Below are 19,072 nucleotides of genomic sequence, written 5' to 3' on the forward strand. Positions count from 1 at the left end.
TAATGCAACAGCCCTCGTCAGAAATGACGGGGGCTTTTTGCTGCCTGAAATTTGAGAAAGGGCACGCAACTCACACCCGCTGGGACTCGTATACGACTGTAAGTTGCTTTTACGGGGCATGCTTTCAACGCTATGATCAGCCACCATTGTTTAGTTTTCTGGCGAACCCATGCCGTTATCGTTATTGCTTGCGCTATCTGCCGACGAACCCACATCTGGTGAGCGCCTTGCCGAACGGTTTGGCTGTACGCGCGCAGCGATTGCAAAGCGCATTAATACCCTTAGAGAGTCCGGAGTGCTGATCGAGGCATTGCCGCGAGTGGGCTACAAACTTGCTTATCGCTACGCATGGTGGGATGAATCGATATTAAAGGTTCACTTAAACGGCCTAACAGCCTTAACAAGTTGCCTTGTACTTAATCGTGTTGACTCAACAAATATTTGGATGCGCGAGCACATTTCTCAAGCAGCACTTGGAGAGATGCATATTGCAGTGACTGATTTTCAGCAGAAAGGTCAGGGGCGTCGTGGGCGGGAATGGATGAGCCTACCGGGTCGGCAAATTACGGCAAGCATCGGCCTTGTGTCTGCTCAGGGTCCAATTGCGTGGGTAGGTGTGGCTATTGCTGTAGGTCTAAGCCTGGCATCTAGCTTGCGTCAGCTGGGATGGCCCGTTGAGTTGAAGTGGCCAAATGACTTGTGGCTGCATGGAGAGAAGCTGGGTGGTATTTTGGTTGAAATGGATGCCATGGCGGAGGGCCCTAGCCGCTTAATTATTGGCTTCGGTATAAATGAGCTGCTGTTAGATTCTGAAAAGCAACTTCTGGCAAGGCCTGTAGCATCGTTACAAGACATGAGTATTGACTACGATCGCCATGCGTTATTAGCCGTACTTTGCAGCAACTTAATCCAGATGCTGACAGATTTTAGTCGTTTTGGGCTGGTATCGTGGCGCCAGCTCTGGCCCAGTTACGATGCACTTTTTGGGCTATTAGTTAGCTTCGAGCATCAAGGTGAATGGCGTGAGGGTATCGCTCATGGAATTGATGAGCAGGGCGCCTTACTAATTGAATGCAACTCTGAAATAGTGCGTTGCCATTCTGGCGAAGTAAGTGTGCGAATAAATACATGAAGCTATTAATAGATCTCGGCAATACGCGTTTAAAAGCATGTGCTCACGGCGAATCGCTGCAGTTGGTGGGTGAGGTCGTCGATAATCATACGCTTGCAGTGTGGTTAGAGCGTAATGCCACCTCTATTACAGTAGTGGCTATTGCCTCTGTTGCCGCTCGAGAAAGCTATCAGCTAGTTAGTTCGACGCTCAAAAGTTATTTGCCTTCTATTCAGGTTTTCCGGCTTCAATACGATGCAGGCCTACTGGCGACTTCATATGAGTTTCCCGAGCAGCTGGGGATTGATCGTTGGCTTGCGTTACTGCCTTTTGCCAAGCGCGGCGAAGCGGTCGTAATCGATGCTGGTACAGCCTGCACGATTGATGTGCTGAGAAATGGTAAGCATCAGGGGGGATATATCCTTCCTGGCTTGAGATTGCAGCGTGATGTTTTGGCGCAACAAACAGCCGCAGTGAGTTTTCCCCGATCTCAGCTCGGCGAAGTACGTCTTGGGCTGTCAACGGGTGAGTGCGTGAGTCATGGCAGTTTGCGTGCGCTAGTGGCGCTTGCCAATGATGTCGGTGAAGAGTTTGGCCAAACTGTTGAGCGCGCCTCGCAATATATAACGGGGGGAGATGCGCCTTATTTCGAAGGCCATCTCGAAGCTGAAAAACGCCCACTATTAGTGTTTGAAGGTATGCTCATCGCACTAGGCCACCTTATTGAGGGAAATAAATGAAGTCCACTGCTTTGGCGTTAAGTGCTGTTGCACTGCTCCTTGCTGCGATGATTTATTGGCAGGCAGGAGCTAGCGTACAAACAGCCGATCGTGTTACGCGCGATGCTCCTTTGTCACTTTGGAGCCCAGCTAAGTCCGCAACTGAGCGCTAGATATGTGCAACTGCTGAAATAAAGAGCGGTTGTACATACGAAAAGCGTAAAACGGTGTTGTTTACCGTCGCAGTATTCATTAAACTTCTGCGCCTCGTATGAAGAAGCCGGTATAGCTCAGCTGGTAGAGCAACTGACTTGTAATCAGTAGGTCCCGGGTTCGACTCCTGGTGCCGGCACCAAGCGAGAGCGTGTAAATGGAGTACTGCTTAGGCTGTATAGAGCTTAAGTACTTGTAAAGGTGGGATTCCCGAGCGGTCAAAGGGATCAGACTGTAAATCTGACGCGAAAGCTTCGAAGGTTCGAATCCTTCTCCCACCACCATTGCAGCAGCTCAGCAGAAATATGCGGGTATAGTTTAGTGGTAGAACCTTAGCCTTCCAAGCTAATGGTGCGGGTTCGATTCCCGCTACCCGCTCCAGCATTGCTGGAGAATTGGAATTAAAGGCTCATATAGCTCAGTAGGTAGAGCACTTCCTTGGTAAGGAAGAGGTCACCGGTTCGAATCCGGTTATGAGCTCCATTTAAAATAGGCAGTCGTCTAACGGGCGGTTGTCTTTTGTTGTTTTTTACTTGTGCGCACGAGCGCGTGTTCGGAGTAGGTCATGGCAAAGTCAAAGTTTGAACGTAATAAACCGCACGTCAACGTCGGCACTATTGGTCACGTCGACCATGGCAAAACCACGCTGACAGCTGCTATCGCTACATCGTGCGCTAAGCTTTATGGCGGCGACGCTAAAGGCTACGACCAAATCGATTCGAGCCCTGAAGAAAAGGCTCGTGGTATTACGATTAATACATCGCACGTTGAATACGACAGCCCGATTCGCCACTACGCGCACGTCGACTGCCCAGGTCACGCTGACTATGTGAAAAACATGATCACCGGTGCTGCTCAAATGGACGGCGCTATCCTCGTGATCGCGGCAACTGACGGCCCTATGGCGCAAACACGTGAGCACATCCTGCTATCACGTCAAGTTGGCGTTCCATACATCGTTGTGTTCTTGAACAAATGCGACCTCGTCGATGACGAAGAGCTGCTGGAATTGGTGGAAATGGAAGTTCGCGAACTTCTAACCATGTACAAATTCCCAGGCGATGACACGCCAGTCATCCGTGGTTCAGCGCTGCAAGCATTGAACGGCGAAACAACCGAGTTCGGCATGCCTGCGATTGCTAAACTAGTTGAAACACTGGATAGCTATATCCCAGAGCCACTACGTGCAATCGACAAGCCATTCCTGATGCCTATCGAAGACGTATTCTCCATCTCTGGTCGCGGTACTGTTGTGACTGGTCGTGTTGAGCGTGGCATCGTTAAAGTCGGCGAAGAAATCGAAATCGTTGGTTTGAAAGACACTGTTAAAACGACCTGTACTGGCGTTGAAATGTTCCGCAAATTGCTCGACGAAGGTCGTGCAGGCGAGAACTGCGGCGTGTTGCTGCGTGGTACTAAGCGTGAAGACGTGCAGCGTGGTCAGGTTCTGGCTAAGCCAGGCACGATCAAGCCACACACCCAGTTTGAATCGGAAATCTATGTGCTGAGCAAAGAAGAAGGTGGTCGTCACACGCCATTCTTCAAAGGCTACCGCCCACAGTTCTACTTCCGTACAACAGACGTGACAGGCGCTATTGAGTTGGCCGAAGGCGTAGAGATGGTTATGCCTGGCGACAACATCAACGTGAACGTCACGCTGATCGCACCAATTGCTATGGAAGAAGGCTTGCGCTTCGCCATCCGTGAAGGCGGTCGTACCGTCGGCGCTGGTGTTGTTGCTAAAATCTTCGCCTAAGCAGATGTAACTTGGCTCGCCGCTTTCGGGTAGCGAGCCTTTGTTTTACAGGCCAGTAGTTCAATTGGTAGAGCACCGGTCTCCAAAACCGGGTGTTGGGGGTTCGAGTCCCTCCTGGCCTGCCATTTTCAAGGCGCGGTAACGCGTTTTTGTCGTGTCTGAGAGTTTAGATATATGACGACACCGGTCGAAACCGTTCGTGATCCGCTCAACAAAGTAAAGTGGCTGTTGGCCATGGTGCTTCTAGCATCAGCTACTGTGTTGAGTCGCTACCTGCCAGAATTATCCTCCATCATGCGTCTTTTGATGATGTTGGGTCTCGGTGCTGTTGCGCTAGCTCTGGTTTTCACTACCAGCCAAGGTCGTAGCTTTATTGACTTGTTGCGCCAGGCGCAGGTGGAAGTTCGTAAGGTGGTTTGGCCTACTCGTTCCGAGACGACACAAACAACACTAATCGTTTTGGTCGTTGTTTTGATTATGTCGCTGCTGTTATGGGGCATGGACTCGTTGTTTGGCTTGGCCATTTCAGCGGTTATTGGCTAATTAGGAGGCATCGATGAGTAAGCGTTGGTTTGTAGTGCACGCCTATTCAGGCTTCGAAAAGCAAGTAATGCGCTCGCTCATTGAACGTGTGCGCTTGGCTGAAATGGAAGATTTGTTTGGCGATATTCTTGTTCCGACAGAAGAAGTCGTTGAAATGAAAAATGGCGTCAAGCGTAAGACTGAGCGGAAGTTCTTCCCCGGCTACGTTTTGGTGAATATGGAAATGAATGACGCCAGCTGGCACTTGGTTAAAGAGTGCCCGAAGGTCATGGGCTTTATCGGTGGCAAGGCAGATAAGCCGGCGCCGATTAGTGATCGCGAAGCGGATGTGATTTTGAATCGCATTAAAACAAACGTTGATGCGCCGCGTCCAAAAACATTGTTTGAGCCGGGTGAAGTGGTTCGTGTGGCCGATGGCCCATTCGCCGACTTCAACGGCACAGTTGAAGAAGTGAACTACGAGAAGAGCCGTTTGCGTGTGGCTGTGATGATCTTTGGTCGCGCTACGCCAGTTGAGCTTGAGTTCACCCAAGTAGAAAAAGTTTAATTTTTGCAGCGTTTAGGCGCTGCAACCTCGGGCAGATAGTCTGTTTGAGTAGATACGGGGAGCCGCAAGGCGCTTGCACCCACGGAGTAGTAGCATGGCAAAGAAGATTGATGCCTATATCAAACTGCAGGTTCCTGCAGGCAAGGCAAACCCATCGCCACCCATTGGTCCAGCTCTGGGTCAGAAAGGCGTAAACATCATGGAATTCTGTAAGGCATTTAACGCTGCCACACAGAAAATGGAAGTTGGTCAGCCGATCCCCGTCGTCATCACGGTGTATTCAGATCGCTCCTTCACATTTGTGATGAAAACACCTCCAGCAACTTACTTGCTGAAAAAAGCTGTTGGCCTGAAAAGTGGCTCACCGCGTCCAAATACTCAAAAAGTTGGCAAGGTTACTCGTGCTCAGCTGGAAGAGATTGCCACTATCAAGAAGCCAGATCTAACTGCTTCTAATATGGACGCCGCTGTGCGTACATTGGCTGGCTCTGCCCGTTCCATGGGCCTTGATGTTGAGGGAGTCTAATCATGGCTAAGTTAAGCAAGCGTCAAGCCGCTATCAAAGCTCAGTTGGTTCCAGGCAAGCTCTATAGCATCGAAGAGGCTGTAAGCCTTTTAGCTGCATTGCCAGCACCAAAGTTTAAAGAATCAATCGACGTGGCCGTGAACTTGGGTATTGACCCACGTAAATCCGACCAGGTCGTTCGTGGTGCTACCGTGCTGCCAGCCGGCACAGGTAAAACAGTGCGCGTTGCTGTTTTTGCGCAGGGTGCAAATGCCGAGGCCGCTAAGGCAGCTGGTGCTGACATTGTTGGTTTTGATGATCTGGCTGAATCAATTCAGGCCGGCAATCTAGACTTCGACGTAGTTATTGCCTCACCAGATGCTATGCGTGTCGTTGGTAAGCTCGGTACAGTTTTGGGTCCACGTGGCTTGATGCCTAACCCCAAAGTCGGCACCGTGACCCCAGATGTCGCAACAGCCGTTAAAAATGCCAAAGCTGGTCAAGCTCGCTACCGTGTAGACAAAGGTGGCATTATCCACGCAGCCGTTGGTCAAACTGGCTTCAGCAGCGATGCTATCCGCCAAAACGTAGAAGCTTTGGTTGCTGACTTGAAGAAAGCAAAGCCAGCTACTAGCAAGGGCATTTACCTGCAGAAAGTAACCTTGTCGACAACGATGGGTCCAGGCCTAACGATCGACCTGTCGAACTTAGCAGTTTAAGACTAAAAATTTTCGACTTTAGGCAGGTGCCTAGAGTTGTGAAGGTACTTTGAAAGTCGCCTGCTTGCAGGCGAGCGTCAAAGACCACAGGTGCCCTTGATGTTAAGGGGCTTAATCCAACAGCCTGGGTAGACGCGGTGTGGTTTCAAGCTGAAGAGCTCTGTAACCCCCCCGCGTGCAGCATTGCTGCAAATGGGGTCGGCGGATTCTCCGCCGATAGACTGAAGTTAAGGAGGTTACAGTGACTCTGCGACTAGAAGATAAGAAAGAAATCGTTGTTGCCGTCAATAAAGCGGCCAGCGAGGCCTTTGCTGCAGTCGTCGCCGACTATCGCGGCCTAACCGTTGGGCAGTTAACTCAGCTCCGCGCTCAAGCTCGTGATAAGTCAGTGTATTTACGTGTAGTGCGTAACACATTGGCTCGTCGTGCCATTGCTGGCACCGCTTTTGAGGTTTTAGATGCCTCGTTAGTGGGTCCGACGATCATTGCATTGTCTATGGATGAAAATGATATGGGCGCTGCCGCTCGTATTTTCCAAGACTTCCGCAAGGATTTCCCGAAGTCACCGCTAGCGGTTAAAGCCTTGTCAATTGACGGCAAACTCTACGGTGCAGAAGACATTGATGTTGTGGCTAAGCTGCCGAATCGCGAGCAAGCCCTCACTATGTTTGCTTCGGTACTGCAAGCGCCAATTTCGAAGTTCGCCCGACTGATGACGTCGGTCAAAGAACAGAAAGAAGCCGCTTAATCGCTGCTTGAAATACACACCTATATAAACCCTATTGGGAGATTGAACATGGCTCTGTCCAAAGACGATATTCTAAACGCCGTTGCTGAAATGACAGTGATGGAATTAGTTGAACTGATTTCAGCTGTTGAAGAAAAGTTCGGCGTTTCTGCTGCTGCTGTTGCCGTTGCTGCCGTTGCTGGTGGTGCTGCTGTTGAAGAAGAGCAAACAGAATTCAACGTTGTTATGACCAGCTTCGGTGCTAACAAAGTTGCTGTTATTAAAGCTGTTCGTGCGATCACCGGTCTGGGCTTGAAAGAAGCCAAAGATTTGGTTGAAGCAGCTCCAAAAGCAGTGAAAGAAGCTGTGTCGAAAGACGAAGCTGAAGATGTGAAAAAGCAACTGGAAGAAGCTGGCGCAACTGTCGAAGTCAAGTAATTTGGCAACAGACGGGGTGCGGGCTTAGCCCAGTACGCTGCACGGCTGGAGGCTCGCCGAGCCTCCGGCCTTTTTCCGTTTAAGTATGCTTTGGCATATTTATGCGGGCACAGGTCGCCGAGTGCCGGCCTGAGCGGTTGCCCAAGCAACCTTTCAGGCCGTCACTTTGCCGTATGAAAGTGACGCCTTTTCGAGGCTCAAGCATAGTTGAGGACCCAGATGGCATACTCTTACACCGAGAAGAAACGCATCCGAAAGAACTTCGGTAAGCTCCCGGCACTGATGGACGTGCCCTATCTTCTGGCTATTCAGGTCGACTCGTATCGAGCCTTCCTGCAGGATGGCAAGACTCCGAAATCGCGCGAAGACGTTGGTCTTCAAGCGGCCTTTCGGTCAGTTTTTCCTATCGCCAGCTATTCCGGTAATGCGGCACTAGAATTTGTCGAGTACGCTCTCGGCACGCCAATGTTTGACGTGCGCGAGTGCGTTAGCCGTGGCGTCACTTACGCAGCTCCATTGCGCGTAAAAATTCGCCTGATTATTTATGATCGCGAAGCTTCTGTTAAAACCATCAAAGATATCCGTGAGCAAGAAGTCTATATGGGCGAAATGCCTTTAATGACCGAAAACGGTACCTTCGTGATCAATGGTACTGAGCGCGTTATCGTGTCTCAGTTGCATCGTTCGCCAGGCGTATTCTTTGACCATGACAAAGGTAAAACGCACTCATCGGGCAAGCTGCTCTATAACGCGCGCATTATTCCTTACCGTGGCTCGTGGCTAGACTTCGAGTTCGATCCTAAAGATTTGGTATTCGCACGTATCGATCGTCGCCGCAAATTGCCAGCGACTATTTTGCTGCGCGCTTTAGGCTATAACTCCGAAGAAATGCTCGACATGTTCTTCGACTCGAGCAATGTTGCCGTCACCGCAGAGGGCTTCAAGTTAGACTTGATCGCCGAACGTCTGCGCGGTGAAACAGCACTGTTTGATATCGTTGTCAAAGGCAAAACCATTGTTGAGTCCGGCCGCCGCATCACTGCGCGTCACATTCGCGACATCGAGAAAGCCGGTCTGACTCAGCTCGACGTTCCTGCTGAATACTTATTCGGTAAAGTGCTGGCGAAAAATCTTGTCGACACAAAAACTGGCGAAGTTTTAGCGGACTGCAACAGCATCATCACCGATGAATCGTTGAAGAAAATCGTGCAAGGCGGCGTTAAAGCTTTCAGCATTATTTACACCAACGATCTAGACCACGGCCCATTCCTCGCGGATACCTTACGAGCAGATCCTGCACGCTCTGAGCTGGAAGCGCTGGTCGAAATTTATCGCATGATGCGCCCAGGCGAGCCGCCCACTAAAGAAGCGGCTGAGAACTTGTTTAAAAACCTGTTCTTCTCACCTGAGCGTTATGACCTATCAAACGTCGGTCGTATGAAATTCAACCGTCGCTTAAATCGTGATAGCGATTTCGGCGAAGGCGTCTTGTCGCGTGAAGATATTGTTGATGTCGTTCGCGGCATGATTGATATCCGTAACGGCAAAGGCGAAGTCGACGACATCGACCATTTGGGTAACCGTCGTATTCGCTCTGTTGGCGAGATGACCGAAAACCAATTCCGCGTTGGTTTGGTTCGTGTTGAGCGCGCTGTTAAAGAGCGCTTGTCGATGGCCGAATCCGACAACTTGATGCCGCAAGACTTAATTAATGCCAAGCCAGTTTCGGCTGCCATTAAAGAGTTCTTCGGCTCATCGCAGCTGTCGCAGTTCATGGACCAAAACAACCCGCTATCTGAAATTACGCACAAGCGTCGTGTTTCAGCGTTAGGCCCGGGCGGTTTAACTCGTGAGCGCGCAGGCTTCGAAGTCCGCGACGTTCACCCAACGCATTATGGTCGTGTTTGTCCAATCGAGACGCCAGAAGGTCCAAACATTGGTTTGATCAACTCGTTGGCGAGTTTTGCTCGTACCAACCACTACGGCTTCCTTGAATCACCTTACCGTAAAGTGATCGATGGTTTGGTTACTGATGACTATGTGTATTTGTCTGCCATTGAAGAAGCTGAGGAAGTTATTGCTCAGGCGGACTCGCAGGTAGACAAAAAAGGCTCATTAGTTGACGACCTAGTTGCTGTGCGTCACAAAAACGAATTTACCGTGATGGCGCCTGAGAAGGTCACCTACATGGACGTGTCGCCACGTCAGGTGGTTTCGGTTGCAGCTTCGTTGATTCCATTCTTGGAACACGATGACGCCAACCGCGCACTCATGGGTTCGAACATGCAACGTCAAGCCGTGCCAACATTGCGCGCTGACAAACCACTCGTGGGTACCGGCATGGAGCGCTATGTCGCCCGTGACTCTGGCGTCTGTGTGGTGGCGAAACGTGGTGGTGTTATCGATTATGTCGATGCCGCACGTATCGTTGTGCGTGTTCGTAACGAAGAAGTGGTGATGGGTGAGGCTGGTGCCGACATCTATAACCTGACCAAGTACACTCGCTCGAACCAAAATACCTGTATCAACCAGCGTGCATTAGTAAACGTCGGCGATGCGGTTGAAATTGGTGACATCCTAGCCGATGGTCCTTCTGTCGATATGGGTGAGTTGGCGCTTGGCCAAAATATGCGCGTCGCCTTTATGCCGTGGAATGGCTACAACTTCGAAGATTCGATCTTGTTGTCTGAGCGCGTTGTAAAAGATGATCGCTTCACTTCAATTCACATCCAAGAATTGTCGTGTATTGCGCGTGATACCAAGTTGGGCTCTGAAGAAATTTCAGCAGATATCCCCAATGTTGGCGAAGCCGCTCTGTCGAAACTCGATGAGTCCGGCATTGTCTACATCGGTGCAGAAGTGAATGCTGGTGATATTTTGGTTGGTAAAGTCACGCCTAAAGGCGAGACGCAACTATCACCAGAAGAGAAACTACTGCGCGCCATCTTTGGTGAAAAAGCCAGTGACGTAAAAGATTCATCTTTACGTGTTCCATCGGGCACCAAGGGCACCGTGATTGACGTTCAAGTCTTCACGCGCGACGGCATCGAGAAAGATGAGCGTGCGAAAGCCATTGAGAAAGAACAGCTCAATGACTACCGCAAAGACTTGAAAGAAGAATATCGAATCTTTGAAGAAGCGACCTCTGCACGTTTGCATGAAGTCCTGCTTGGTCAAAAAGTCAACGGTGGTGCTGGCCTGAAAAAAGGTTCGGCGATCACTGAAACTGACTTGGCTGAGCTAGATCTGGCGCAATGGTTTGAGATTCGCCCAGCCGATGAAAGTATTGCCGAGCAGCTTGAGCGTGCACAAACGTTCTTGGCTGAGCGTCAAGCCGACATCGAAGCGAAATTCGAAGACAAGAAACGCAAAATCATGACTGGCGATGACCTAGCTCATGGCGTGTTGAAAGTCGTCAAAGTTTACTTGGCTGTGAAGCGTCGCATTCAGCCTGGTGACAAAATGGCCGGCCGTCACGGTAACAAAGGTGTCGTCTCCATCATCATGCCTGTCGAAGACATGCCGCATGATGAGCATGGCGAACCAGTTGATATCGTGCTCAACCCGCTTGGCGTTCCATCACGTATGAACGTTGGCCAGATTCTTGAAACTCACTTAGGCTGGGCTGCTAAAGGCTTGGGTGAGCGCATCGGCGAAATGCTCGATGAGCAGCGCAAGATTGCTGATCTACGTAAGTACTTGGATCAAATCTACAACGGCGTCGGCGGTCAGCAAGAAGACTTGAACTCGATGACGGATGATGAAGTGTTCGCTATGTCGAAAAACTTGCGCGGTGGTGTGCCTATCGCTACGCCTGTATTCGACGGCGCTCATGAAAACGAAATCAAGTCACTGTTGAAGCTAGCAGGCCTGAACGAGAATGGTCAGCAATGGCTGTACGACGGTCGTACCGGCGAGCGTTTCGATCGCCAAGTCACGGTTGGTTACATGTACATGCTCAAGCTCAACCACTTGGTCGATGACAAGATGCACGCGCGTTCAACGGGTTCATACTCGCTGGTCACGCAGCAACCATTGGGCGGTAAAGCACAGTTCGGTGGTCAGCGTTTCGGGGAGATGGAGTGCTGGGCGTTGCAAGCCTACGGCGCCGCCTACACCCTGCAAGAAATGCTCACCGTGAAGTCCGACGATGTGAATGGTCGTACGCGCGTCTACAAAAATATTGTCGATGGCGATCACCGCATGGACCCAGGTATGCCGGAATCTTTCAACGTATTGGTGAAAGAGATTCGCTCGCTGGGTATCAATATGGAATTGGACAACGAATAAGCCTGACGTGTGGTGGCGGCCAGTTTGGTCGCCACCTTCACATGTTGCTTTGGGAGAATTGCCTTGAAAGATCTGCTCAGCCAACTACGCAACCAAGGTCAGGTGGTCGAAGAATTCGATCGCATCCGCATTGGTCTGGCGTCGCCAGAATTAATTCGTTCATGGTCTTTTGGTGAAGTTAAAAAGCCAGAAACCATTAACTACCGTACGTTCAAACCAGAGCGTGATGGCCTGTTCTGCGCCAAAATCTTTGGCCCAATCAAAGACTTCGAATGCTTGTGCGGTAAGTACAAACGCATGAAGTTCCGCGGTGTTATCTGCGAGAAGTGCGGCGTCGAAGTCACCATGGCGAAAGTGCGCCGCGAGCGCATGGGCCACATTGAACTAGCTTCACCAACTGCACACATTTGGTTCTTGAAATCACTGCCATCGCGTATCGGCCTGCTGCTTGATATGACGCTGCGTGATATCGAACGCGTGCTGTATTTCGAAAGCTTTATCGTTATTGATCCAGGTATGACCACGCTTGAAAAAGGTCAGCTGCTCAACGATGAAGAGTATTACACCGCTCTTGAAGAGCATGGTGATGAGTTCGACGCGCGCATGGGCGCTGAAGCAATTCAGCTGCTCTTAGCCGACATCGACTTAGAATCAGAAATTACGCGTCTGCGTGAAGAGATTCCTGCAACAAACTCTGAGACTAAGCTGAAGAAGCTGTCGAAGCGTTTGAAGCTAGTTGAGTCCTTCCAAAGCTCGGGCAACAAGCCTGAGTGGATGGTGCTGACGGTTCTGCCTGTGCTGCCACCGGACTTGCGTCCTTTGGTGCCACTCGATGGCGGCCGCTTTGCAACCTCAGACTTGAACGATCTCTATCGTCGTGTCATCAACCGTAACAACCGCCTCAAGCGCCTGCTCGATCTGAGCGCGCCTGACATCATCGTGCGCAACGAAAAGCGCATGTTGCAGGAAGCGGTTGATGCCTTGCTTGACAACGGTCGTCGCGGTCGCGCCATTACTGGCACCAACAAGCGTCCGCTGAAATCTTTGGCCGATATGATCAAGGGTAAGCAAGGTCGTTTCCGCCAGAATTTGCTCGGCAAGCGCGTTGACTACTCCGGTCGTTCGGTTATTACCGTTGGCCCTACTCTGCGTCTGCACCAGTGCGGCCTGCCGAAGAAAATGGCTTTGGAACTATTCAAGCCTTTCATTTTCGGCAAGCTCCAAGCCCAAGGCTTGGCGACAACGATTAAAGCCGCGAAGAAAATGGTTGAGCGTGAAACTCCAGAAGTTTGGGATATTCTCGCCGACGTGATTCGCGAACATCCCGTCATGCTTAACCGCGCACCGACACTTCACCGTCTCGGCCTGCAAGCGTTTGAGCCGGTCCTGATTGAAGGTAAAGCCATCCAGCTGCATCCGCTGGTATGTACGGCATTCAACGCCGACTTCGACGGTGACCAAATGGCTGTGCACGTGCCGCTGACTATTGAAGCTCAGCTTGAAGCGCGCGCACTGATGATGTCGACAAACAACATTCTGTCGCCTGCCAACGGTGAGCCGATCATTGTGCCGTCGCAAGACGTGGTGCTCGGTCTTTACTACATCACGCGTGATCGTGTGAATGGTAAAGGCGAAGGCATGATTTTCGCCGACTACAACGAAGTGACACGTGCTTTGGCTAACAAGGCAGTGGAGATCCACGCTCGCATTAAAGTGCGCGTGCTGGAAATCACTATCGATGAAGATGGCAACAAAATTGAGCGCAAATTCTTGGCTGATACCACGCCAGGTCGTTGCATGCTCTGGAACATCGTTCCGAAAGGTCTGCCGTTTGATCTGATCAACCAGCCGATGACGAAAAAGAACATTTCGCGCTTGCTCAACAGCTGCTACCGCGTGCTGGGCTTGAAAGACACTGTTATTTTTGCTGACCAACTGATGTACTTGGGCTTTGCTCAAGCCACATACTCAGGCGTTTCGGTCGGCATGGAAGACATGGTCATTCCAGCTGAGAAAGAAACCATCATCAATGGTGCTGAAGAAGAAGTGCGCGAAATTGAAGCGCAGTTTGGTTCAGGCTTGGTGACCAAAGGCGAACGCTATAACAAAGTTGTCGACATTTGGTCGCGTACCAATGAATTGGTCGCTAAAGCCATGATGGACAACTTGTCGACTGAAACCGTACAAGCCAAAGATGGCAGCATGGAAGAACAGAAATCGTTCAACTCCATCTACATCATGGCCGACTCTGGTGCTCGTGGTTCCGCCGCCCAGATTCGTCAGCTTGCCGGTATGCGTGGTCTGATGGCCAAGCCAGACGGCTCGATTATTGAAACACCAATTAAAGCCAACTTCCGTGAAGGTTTGACGGTTCTTCAGTACTTCATCTCGACTCACGGTGCTCGTAAAGGCCTCGCCGATACCGCGTTGAAAACCGCTAACTCCGGTTATCTAACGCGTCGTTTGGTCGACGTTGCGCAAGATTTGGTTGTTACTGAAATTGATTGCGGCACCAGCAATGGTGTGGTGATGACGCCGCTAATTGAAGGTGGTGACATCGTTGAGCCATTGCGCGAACGCGTATTGGGTCGTGTCACTGCTAGCGATGTCTTGCTGCCAGGCAGCGATGAAATTTTCGCACCAAAAGGCACGCTGCTCGATGAGCGTTGGGTTGACCGTTTAGAAGCCGCAGGCATCGATGAAGTCTATGCGCGCTCGGTTATTTCCTGTAACACGCGCTTCGGCGTTTGCTCGATGTGCTATGGCCGTGACTTGGCGCGTGGTCATCGCGTTAACATCGGTGAAGCTATCGGCGTTATGGCCGCTCAGTCGATCGGTGAGCCAGGCACGCAGTTGACCATGCGTACCTTCCACATCGGTGGTGCGGCAAGCCGTGCTTCTGCTGTGTCGAGCGTGCAAGTTCGCAACGACGGTAAAGTGCGCTTCCACAACATTAAGTTGGTGCAGCACGCTGGTGGTAACTTAGTGGCCGTATCGCGTTCCGGTGAAATCGGCATTGCCGACTCACGTGGTCGCGAGCGCGAGCGCTATAAACTGCCATACGGTGCAGTTATTACTGTAGCCGATGCCGAGGAAGTGAAGGGCGGACAGGTTGTTGCAACCTGGGATCCACACACCCACCCCATCGTGACTGAGCTTGCCGGTAATGTGAAATTCGTCGACATGGAAGACGGCTTGACCGTTCGCCATCAAACTGACGAACTCACAGGTCTGACTAACATCGAAATTATGGATCCGAAAGACCGTCCAGCCGCTGGTAAAGAGCTGCGTCCGGCGATTCGTTTGCTCGATGCCAAAGGCAACATTATTAATATCGAAGGCAGTGATCAGCCTGCGCAGTACTTCCTGCCATCAGAGTCGATCACAACCTTGCAAGATGGCGCGACAATCGGTATTGGCGATGTTATCGGCCGTATTCCACAAGAATCGTCGAAAACCCGTGACATCACCGGTGGTTTGCCACGTGTTGCTGACTTGTTCGAAGCGCGTAAGCCGAAAGAACCAGCAATCTTGGCGGAAATTAGCGGCATCGTCAGCTACGGCAAAGAGACCAAAGGTAAGCACCGTTTGGTTATCACGCCAGATGACGGCGCTGAAGTTTACGAAGAGCTGATTCCAAAATGGCGCCAGCTCAACGTTTTCGAAGGCGAACGTGTGTCACGTGGTGAGGTCGTTTCTGATGGCCCGCAAAATCCACACGACATTCTTCGCTTGAAAGGTGAGACTGCGTTGGCGACGTATATCGTTAATGAAGTCCAAGACGTTTACCGCTTACAAGGCGTTAAAATTAACGATAAGCACATCGAAGTTATTATTCGCCAGATGTTGCGTAAAGTTGAAATCACTGAAAACGGTGACAGCACCTTTATTCAAGGCGAGCAGGTCGAGTTGGCTCGTGTGCTAGACGAAAACGAAGTGCTTAACGGCATGGATAAGTTCGGCGCCAAGTTCCAACGTGTCCTGATGGGTATTACCAAGGCTTCGTTGTCGACAGAGTCGTTTATTTCGGCTGCGTCATTCCAGGAAACTACACGAGTCCTGACCGAAGCTGCTGTAACTGGTAAAGAAGATGACCTGCGCGGTCTGAAAGAAAACGTCGTTGTTGGTCGTTTGATTCCAGCTGGCACAGGCTTCGCTTATCACGCACAGCGTCGTCAGCAGCGCCTAGAGGCCAAGGTTGTAGACCAAGGCCCAAGCGCAGCAGATGTAGAACAAGCACTCTCGGAAGCGCTGAATTCGGCTGAAGAGTAAGCTAGATACGGGTAGGCGGCCGTCTTGACGGGCGGCCGAACTGCTCATAGAATGCGCAACCCTGAAAAGGAGCCTCTCGGCTCTTTTTTCGGTTGTGTAAAATTAACGGGAGAGAACAGGCTGCTATGGCAACTACTAACCAATTGATCCGCAAGGGTCGGCAAGCACTGGTCGAAAAGTCCGGTGTTCCAGCACTTAAAGGCAGCCCGCAACGTCGCGGTGTTTGCACACGTGTCTACACAACGACACCTAAAAAGCCAAACTCGGCTCTGCGTAAAGTTTGCCGTGTGCGCTTAACGTCAGGTTTCGAAGTTAGCTCTTACATCGGTGGTGAAGGCCACAACTTGCAAGAGCACAGCGTGGTTCTAATCCGTGGCGGTCGTGTTAAAGATTTGCCCGGTGTGCGTTATCACACTGTTCGTGGTTCGCTCGATTGCGCAGGCGTTAAAGGCCGCATGCAGTCGCGTTCCAAGTACGGTACCAAGCGTCCTAAGAAGTAAGACTTAGGCGCAGTAAGGCCGGGCAGATGTAATCGTCCCGGACACCCCTGAAGCTTCATAAAAGGTTTAATGAGTCATGCCAAGAAGAAGAGTTGTAGCAGTCCGCGAAATCCTACCAGATCCAAAATTTGGTAGCCAAACCCTCGCCAAGTTCATGAACCAGGTGATGGAATCCGGAAAGAAATCCACCGCAGAGTCGATTGTTTACGGCGCGCTTGCACGCGTTGCTGAGAAAAACAAAGGCAATCCCGTTGAGATTTTTGAATCGGTTCTAGAAAAACTGCGTCCAATGGTTGAGGTCAAGGCTCGTCGCGTCGGTGGCGCCACCTACCAGGTGCCAATGGAAGTACGCCCCTCCCGTCGTACTGCATTGGCTATGCGCTGGTTGGTTGATTCCGCACGTAAGCGTTCGGAAAAAACCATGGCTCTGCGTTTGGCTGGTGAGTTGCTCGATGCCAACGAAGGCAAAGGCGCTGCTATCAAGAAACGTGAAGACGTTCACCGTATGGCCGAAGCTAACAAAGCTTTCGCGCACTACCGCTTCTAATCTTGGTCTCAGGAGACTCACGTGGCTAGAGCTACCCCGTTAAACCTATACCGTAATATTGGTATTTCGGCGCACATTGACGCCGGTAAAACAACCACCACTGAGCGCGTGCTTTTTTACACAGGTAAAAATCACAAGCTCGGTGAAGTTCATGATGGCGCAGCCACTATGGACTGGATGGAGCAAGAACAAGAGCGCGGGATTACTATTACCTCCGCGGCAACGACATGCTTCTGGTCTGGCATGGCGAAACAGTTCGATCAGCATCAAATCAACATCATTGATACTCCTGGCCACGTTGACTTCACCATTGAAGTTGAGCGTTCCATGCGTGTGCTCGATGGTGCGTGCATGGTGTATTGCGCCGTTGGTGGTGTTCAGCCACAGTCTGAGACTGTGTGGCGCCAAGCCAATAAGTACAAAGTGCCTCGCTTGGCCTTTGTGAACAAAATGGACCGTACTGGCGCTAACTTCTTCCGCGTTGTTGAGCAGATGAGGACTCGTCTGGGTGCCCACCCTGTACCGCTCGTTGTGCCCATCGGTGCCGAAGAAAATTTCGAAGGCGTTGTTGATTTGGTCACGATGAAAGCAATTTATTGGGAAGAAGCGACTCAAGGTATGACCTTCGATACGCGCGACATCCCAGAGAGCTTGCAGGCTGAGTGCGAGAAATGGCGCGAAAACCTCATTGAGTCAGCTGCTGAAGCTTCTGAAGAGCTGATGAATGAGTACTTAGAAAACGGCGACCTTAGCGAAGAGCAGATTTACAAAGCGATTCGTATGCGCACATTGGCTGGCGAAATTCAGCCTATGCTGTGCGGTTCGGCATTCAAAAATAAAGGTGTTCAGCTTATGCTGGATTCCGTGATTCGTTATTTGCCTGCGCCCAACGACGTTGCCCCTGTTACCGGTGTGCTGGATGACAAAGACGAATCCGAAGGTCAGCGCAAGTCGTCAGACGATGAGCCTTTCTCCGCACTTGCTTTCAAAATTATGAATGACAAGTTCGTTGGTAACCTAACATTCGTACGCGTTTATTCGGGCGTTCTGAAATCGGGTGAGGCGGCTTGGAACCCTGTTAAGAGCAAGAAAGAGCGTATTGGTCGTATTCTGCAGATGCATGCAAACCAGCGTGAAGAAATTTCCGAGATTCGCGCAGGCGATATCGCAGCTCTTGTTGGCTTGAAAGACGTAACAACAGGCGACACGCTGTGTGACGAAAATAAAGTCATCACACTCGAGCGCATGGAGTTCCCAGAGCCAGTGATTTCGGTTGCCGTTGAGCCGAAAACAAAAGCTGACCAAGAAAAAATGTCGATTGCCTTGGGCCGTCTGGCTAAAGAAGATCCATCGTTCCGTGTTCGCACCGACGAAGAGTCTGGCCAAACCATCATCTCCGGCATGGGTGAGCTTCACTTAGACATTCTTGTTGATCGTATGCGTCGTGAGTTTGGTGTTGAGGCTAACATCGGCAAGCCACAAGTCGCCTACCGTGAAACCATCCGCAAAGCAGTCGACACTGAAGGCAAGTTTGTTCGTCAGTCCGGCGGCCGTGGTCAGTATGGTCACGTGTTACTTCGCCTCAAGCCTATTTATGGCGTTGAGGAAGGCGTTGACTACAAGTTCGTCGAAGAAGTTGTTGGTGGTACGGTTCCGAAAGAATACTTTGGCGCTGTCGACAAGGGTATCCAAGAGCAAATGGCCAATGGCGTGCTCGCGGGCTATCCAATCGTTGGTATTCAGGCCACGCTGTATGACGGCTCTTACCACGATGTAGACTCCAACGAAATGGCGTTTAAAATCGCCGCTAGCATGGGCTTCAAGCGCGGCTTCATGGATGCAGATCCAGTGTTGCTTGAGCCGGTCATGAAAGTCGAAGTGGAAACACCAGAAGACTACATGGGCGACATCATGGGTGACTTGAGTCGTCGCCGCGGCAACTTGCAAGGCATGGATGACCTGCCTGGCGGTGCTAAGTCGATTCGTGCTGAAGTTCCTTTGGCTGAAATGTTTGGCTATGCCACTGACATGCGCTCGATGTCACAAGGCCGCGCCACATTCACCATGGAGTTCGGCAAGTATGCCGAAACTCCGAAAAACGTGGCTGATGCGATCATCACAAAATACACCGCTAAGCGTAGCGCTGGCGAATAAGTAACCTGGGTGCTGCCTCCAGATTTGGGTG

15 protein-coding genes and 5 tRNA genes are annotated in these 19,072 nt (G+C 51.0%); all 20 read left to right on the plus strand.

What is annotated here, in order from left to right; all coding sequences use genetic code 11:
- Positions 1–169 precede the first annotated feature (169 nt).
- The 20 genes from AC3DKE_RS06415 to fusA all read left to right on the plus strand — a co-directional run bounded on the left by AC3DKE_RS06415 (position 170) and on the right by fusA (position 19,041).
- Complete coding sequence (locus AC3DKE_RS06415) at positions 170–1,132, plus strand: biotin--[acetyl-CoA-carboxylase] ligase (RefSeq protein ID WP_487990246.1); 963 nt, start codon at positions 170–172, stop codon at positions 1,130–1,132.
- Positions 1,129–1,851 (plus strand): type III pantothenate kinase, encoded by a 723-nt coding sequence (locus tag AC3DKE_RS06420; RefSeq protein ID WP_487990247.1) that lies wholly within the window; start codon positions 1,129–1,131, stop codon positions 1,849–1,851. Before AC3DKE_RS06415 ends, AC3DKE_RS06420 begins: the two co-directional genes overlap by 4 nt.
- Complete coding sequence (locus AC3DKE_RS06425) at positions 1,848–2,003, plus strand: hypothetical protein (RefSeq protein WP_379072211.1); 156 nt, start codon at positions 1,848–1,850, stop codon at positions 2,001–2,003. The genes AC3DKE_RS06420 and AC3DKE_RS06425 overlap by 4 nt, the downstream gene beginning before the upstream one ends.
- A gap of 106 nt (positions 2,004–2,109) precedes the next feature.
- A tRNA-Thr gene (locus tag AC3DKE_RS06430) sits at positions 2,110–2,185 on the plus strand.
- 58 nt (positions 2,186–2,243) lie between these two features.
- A tRNA-Tyr gene (locus AC3DKE_RS06435) sits at positions 2,244–2,327 on the plus strand.
- Between the two features lie 23 nt (positions 2,328–2,350).
- Positions 2,351–2,424, plus strand: a tRNA-Gly gene (locus tag AC3DKE_RS06440).
- Positions 2,425–2,450: 26 nt separating this feature from the next.
- Positions 2,451–2,526: transfer RNA gene (locus AC3DKE_RS06445), tRNA-Thr, on the plus strand.
- A gap of 82 nt (positions 2,527–2,608) precedes the next feature.
- Positions 2,609–3,799 carry an elongation factor Tu gene (tuf, locus tag AC3DKE_RS06450; RefSeq protein WP_340675025.1) on the plus strand — a complete coding sequence of 397 codons (1,191 nt, stop codon included), beginning with the start codon at positions 2,609–2,611 and terminating at the stop codon, positions 3,797–3,799.
- Positions 3,800–3,848: 49 nt separating this feature from the next.
- Positions 3,849–3,924 (plus strand) — tRNA-Trp (locus tag AC3DKE_RS06455).
- Between the two features lie 49 nt (positions 3,925–3,973).
- On the plus strand, positions 3,974–4,342 hold the full coding sequence (gene secE, locus AC3DKE_RS06460) for a preprotein translocase subunit SecE (protein WP_379072217.1): 369 nt from the start codon (positions 3,974–3,976) through the stop codon (positions 4,340–4,342).
- A gap of 13 nt (positions 4,343–4,355) precedes the next feature.
- Positions 4,356–4,889, plus strand: a complete 534-nt coding sequence (gene nusG / locus AC3DKE_RS06465) for a transcription termination/antitermination protein NusG (RefSeq protein WP_379072219.1) — start codon at positions 4,356–4,358, stop codon at positions 4,887–4,889.
- Between the two features lie 94 nt (positions 4,890–4,983).
- The gene (rplK, locus tag AC3DKE_RS06470; RefSeq protein WP_379072222.1) at positions 4,984–5,415 is read left to right on the plus strand and encodes a 50S ribosomal protein L11; all 432 of its coding nucleotides are present in this window, start codon (positions 4,984–4,986) and stop codon (positions 5,413–5,415) included.
- Between the two features lie 2 nt (positions 5,416–5,417).
- A complete protein-coding gene (gene rplA / locus AC3DKE_RS06475; protein ID WP_487990248.1) occupies positions 5,418–6,113 on the plus strand; it encodes a 50S ribosomal protein L1 in 696 nt (231 codons plus the stop codon).
- Between the two features lie 241 nt (positions 6,114–6,354).
- A complete protein-coding gene (gene rplJ, locus AC3DKE_RS06480; RefSeq protein ID WP_379072228.1) occupies positions 6,355–6,861 on the plus strand; it encodes a 50S ribosomal protein L10 in 507 nt (168 codons plus the stop codon).
- A 48-nt stretch (positions 6,862–6,909) separates the two neighbouring features.
- Positions 6,910–7,278 carry a 50S ribosomal protein L7/L12 gene (gene rplL / locus AC3DKE_RS06485; RefSeq protein ID WP_379072231.1) on the plus strand — a complete coding sequence of 123 codons (369 nt, stop codon included), beginning with the start codon at positions 6,910–6,912 and terminating at the stop codon, positions 7,276–7,278.
- Positions 7,279–7,497: 219 nt separating this feature from the next.
- Positions 7,498–11,568: a DNA-directed RNA polymerase subunit beta gene (rpoB, locus tag AC3DKE_RS06490; RefSeq protein WP_487990249.1), complete on the plus strand. Its 4,071-nt coding sequence runs from the start codon at positions 7,498–7,500 to the stop codon at positions 11,566–11,568.
- A 63-nt stretch (positions 11,569–11,631) separates the two neighbouring features.
- The gene (gene rpoC / locus AC3DKE_RS06495; RefSeq protein ID WP_379072237.1) at positions 11,632–15,840 is read left to right on the plus strand and encodes a DNA-directed RNA polymerase subunit beta'; all 4,209 of its coding nucleotides are present in this window, start codon (positions 11,632–11,634) and stop codon (positions 15,838–15,840) included.
- A gap of 125 nt (positions 15,841–15,965) precedes the next feature.
- Positions 15,966–16,340 (plus strand): 30S ribosomal protein S12, encoded by a 375-nt coding sequence (gene rpsL, locus AC3DKE_RS06500; protein ID WP_379072239.1) that lies wholly within the window; start codon positions 15,966–15,968, stop codon positions 16,338–16,340.
- A gap of 76 nt (positions 16,341–16,416) precedes the next feature.
- Positions 16,417–16,887, plus strand: a complete 471-nt coding sequence (rpsG, locus tag AC3DKE_RS06505; RefSeq protein WP_379072242.1) for a 30S ribosomal protein S7 — start codon at positions 16,417–16,419, stop codon at positions 16,885–16,887.
- Between the two features lie 21 nt (positions 16,888–16,908).
- Entirely contained in the window at positions 16,909–19,041 is a 2,133-nt protein-coding gene (gene fusA, locus AC3DKE_RS06510) for an elongation factor G (protein WP_487990250.1), read from the plus strand.
- The last annotated feature ends 31 nt before the right edge of the window (positions 19,042–19,072 follow it).

This window comes from Paraperlucidibaca sp. (assembly GCF_982810325.1).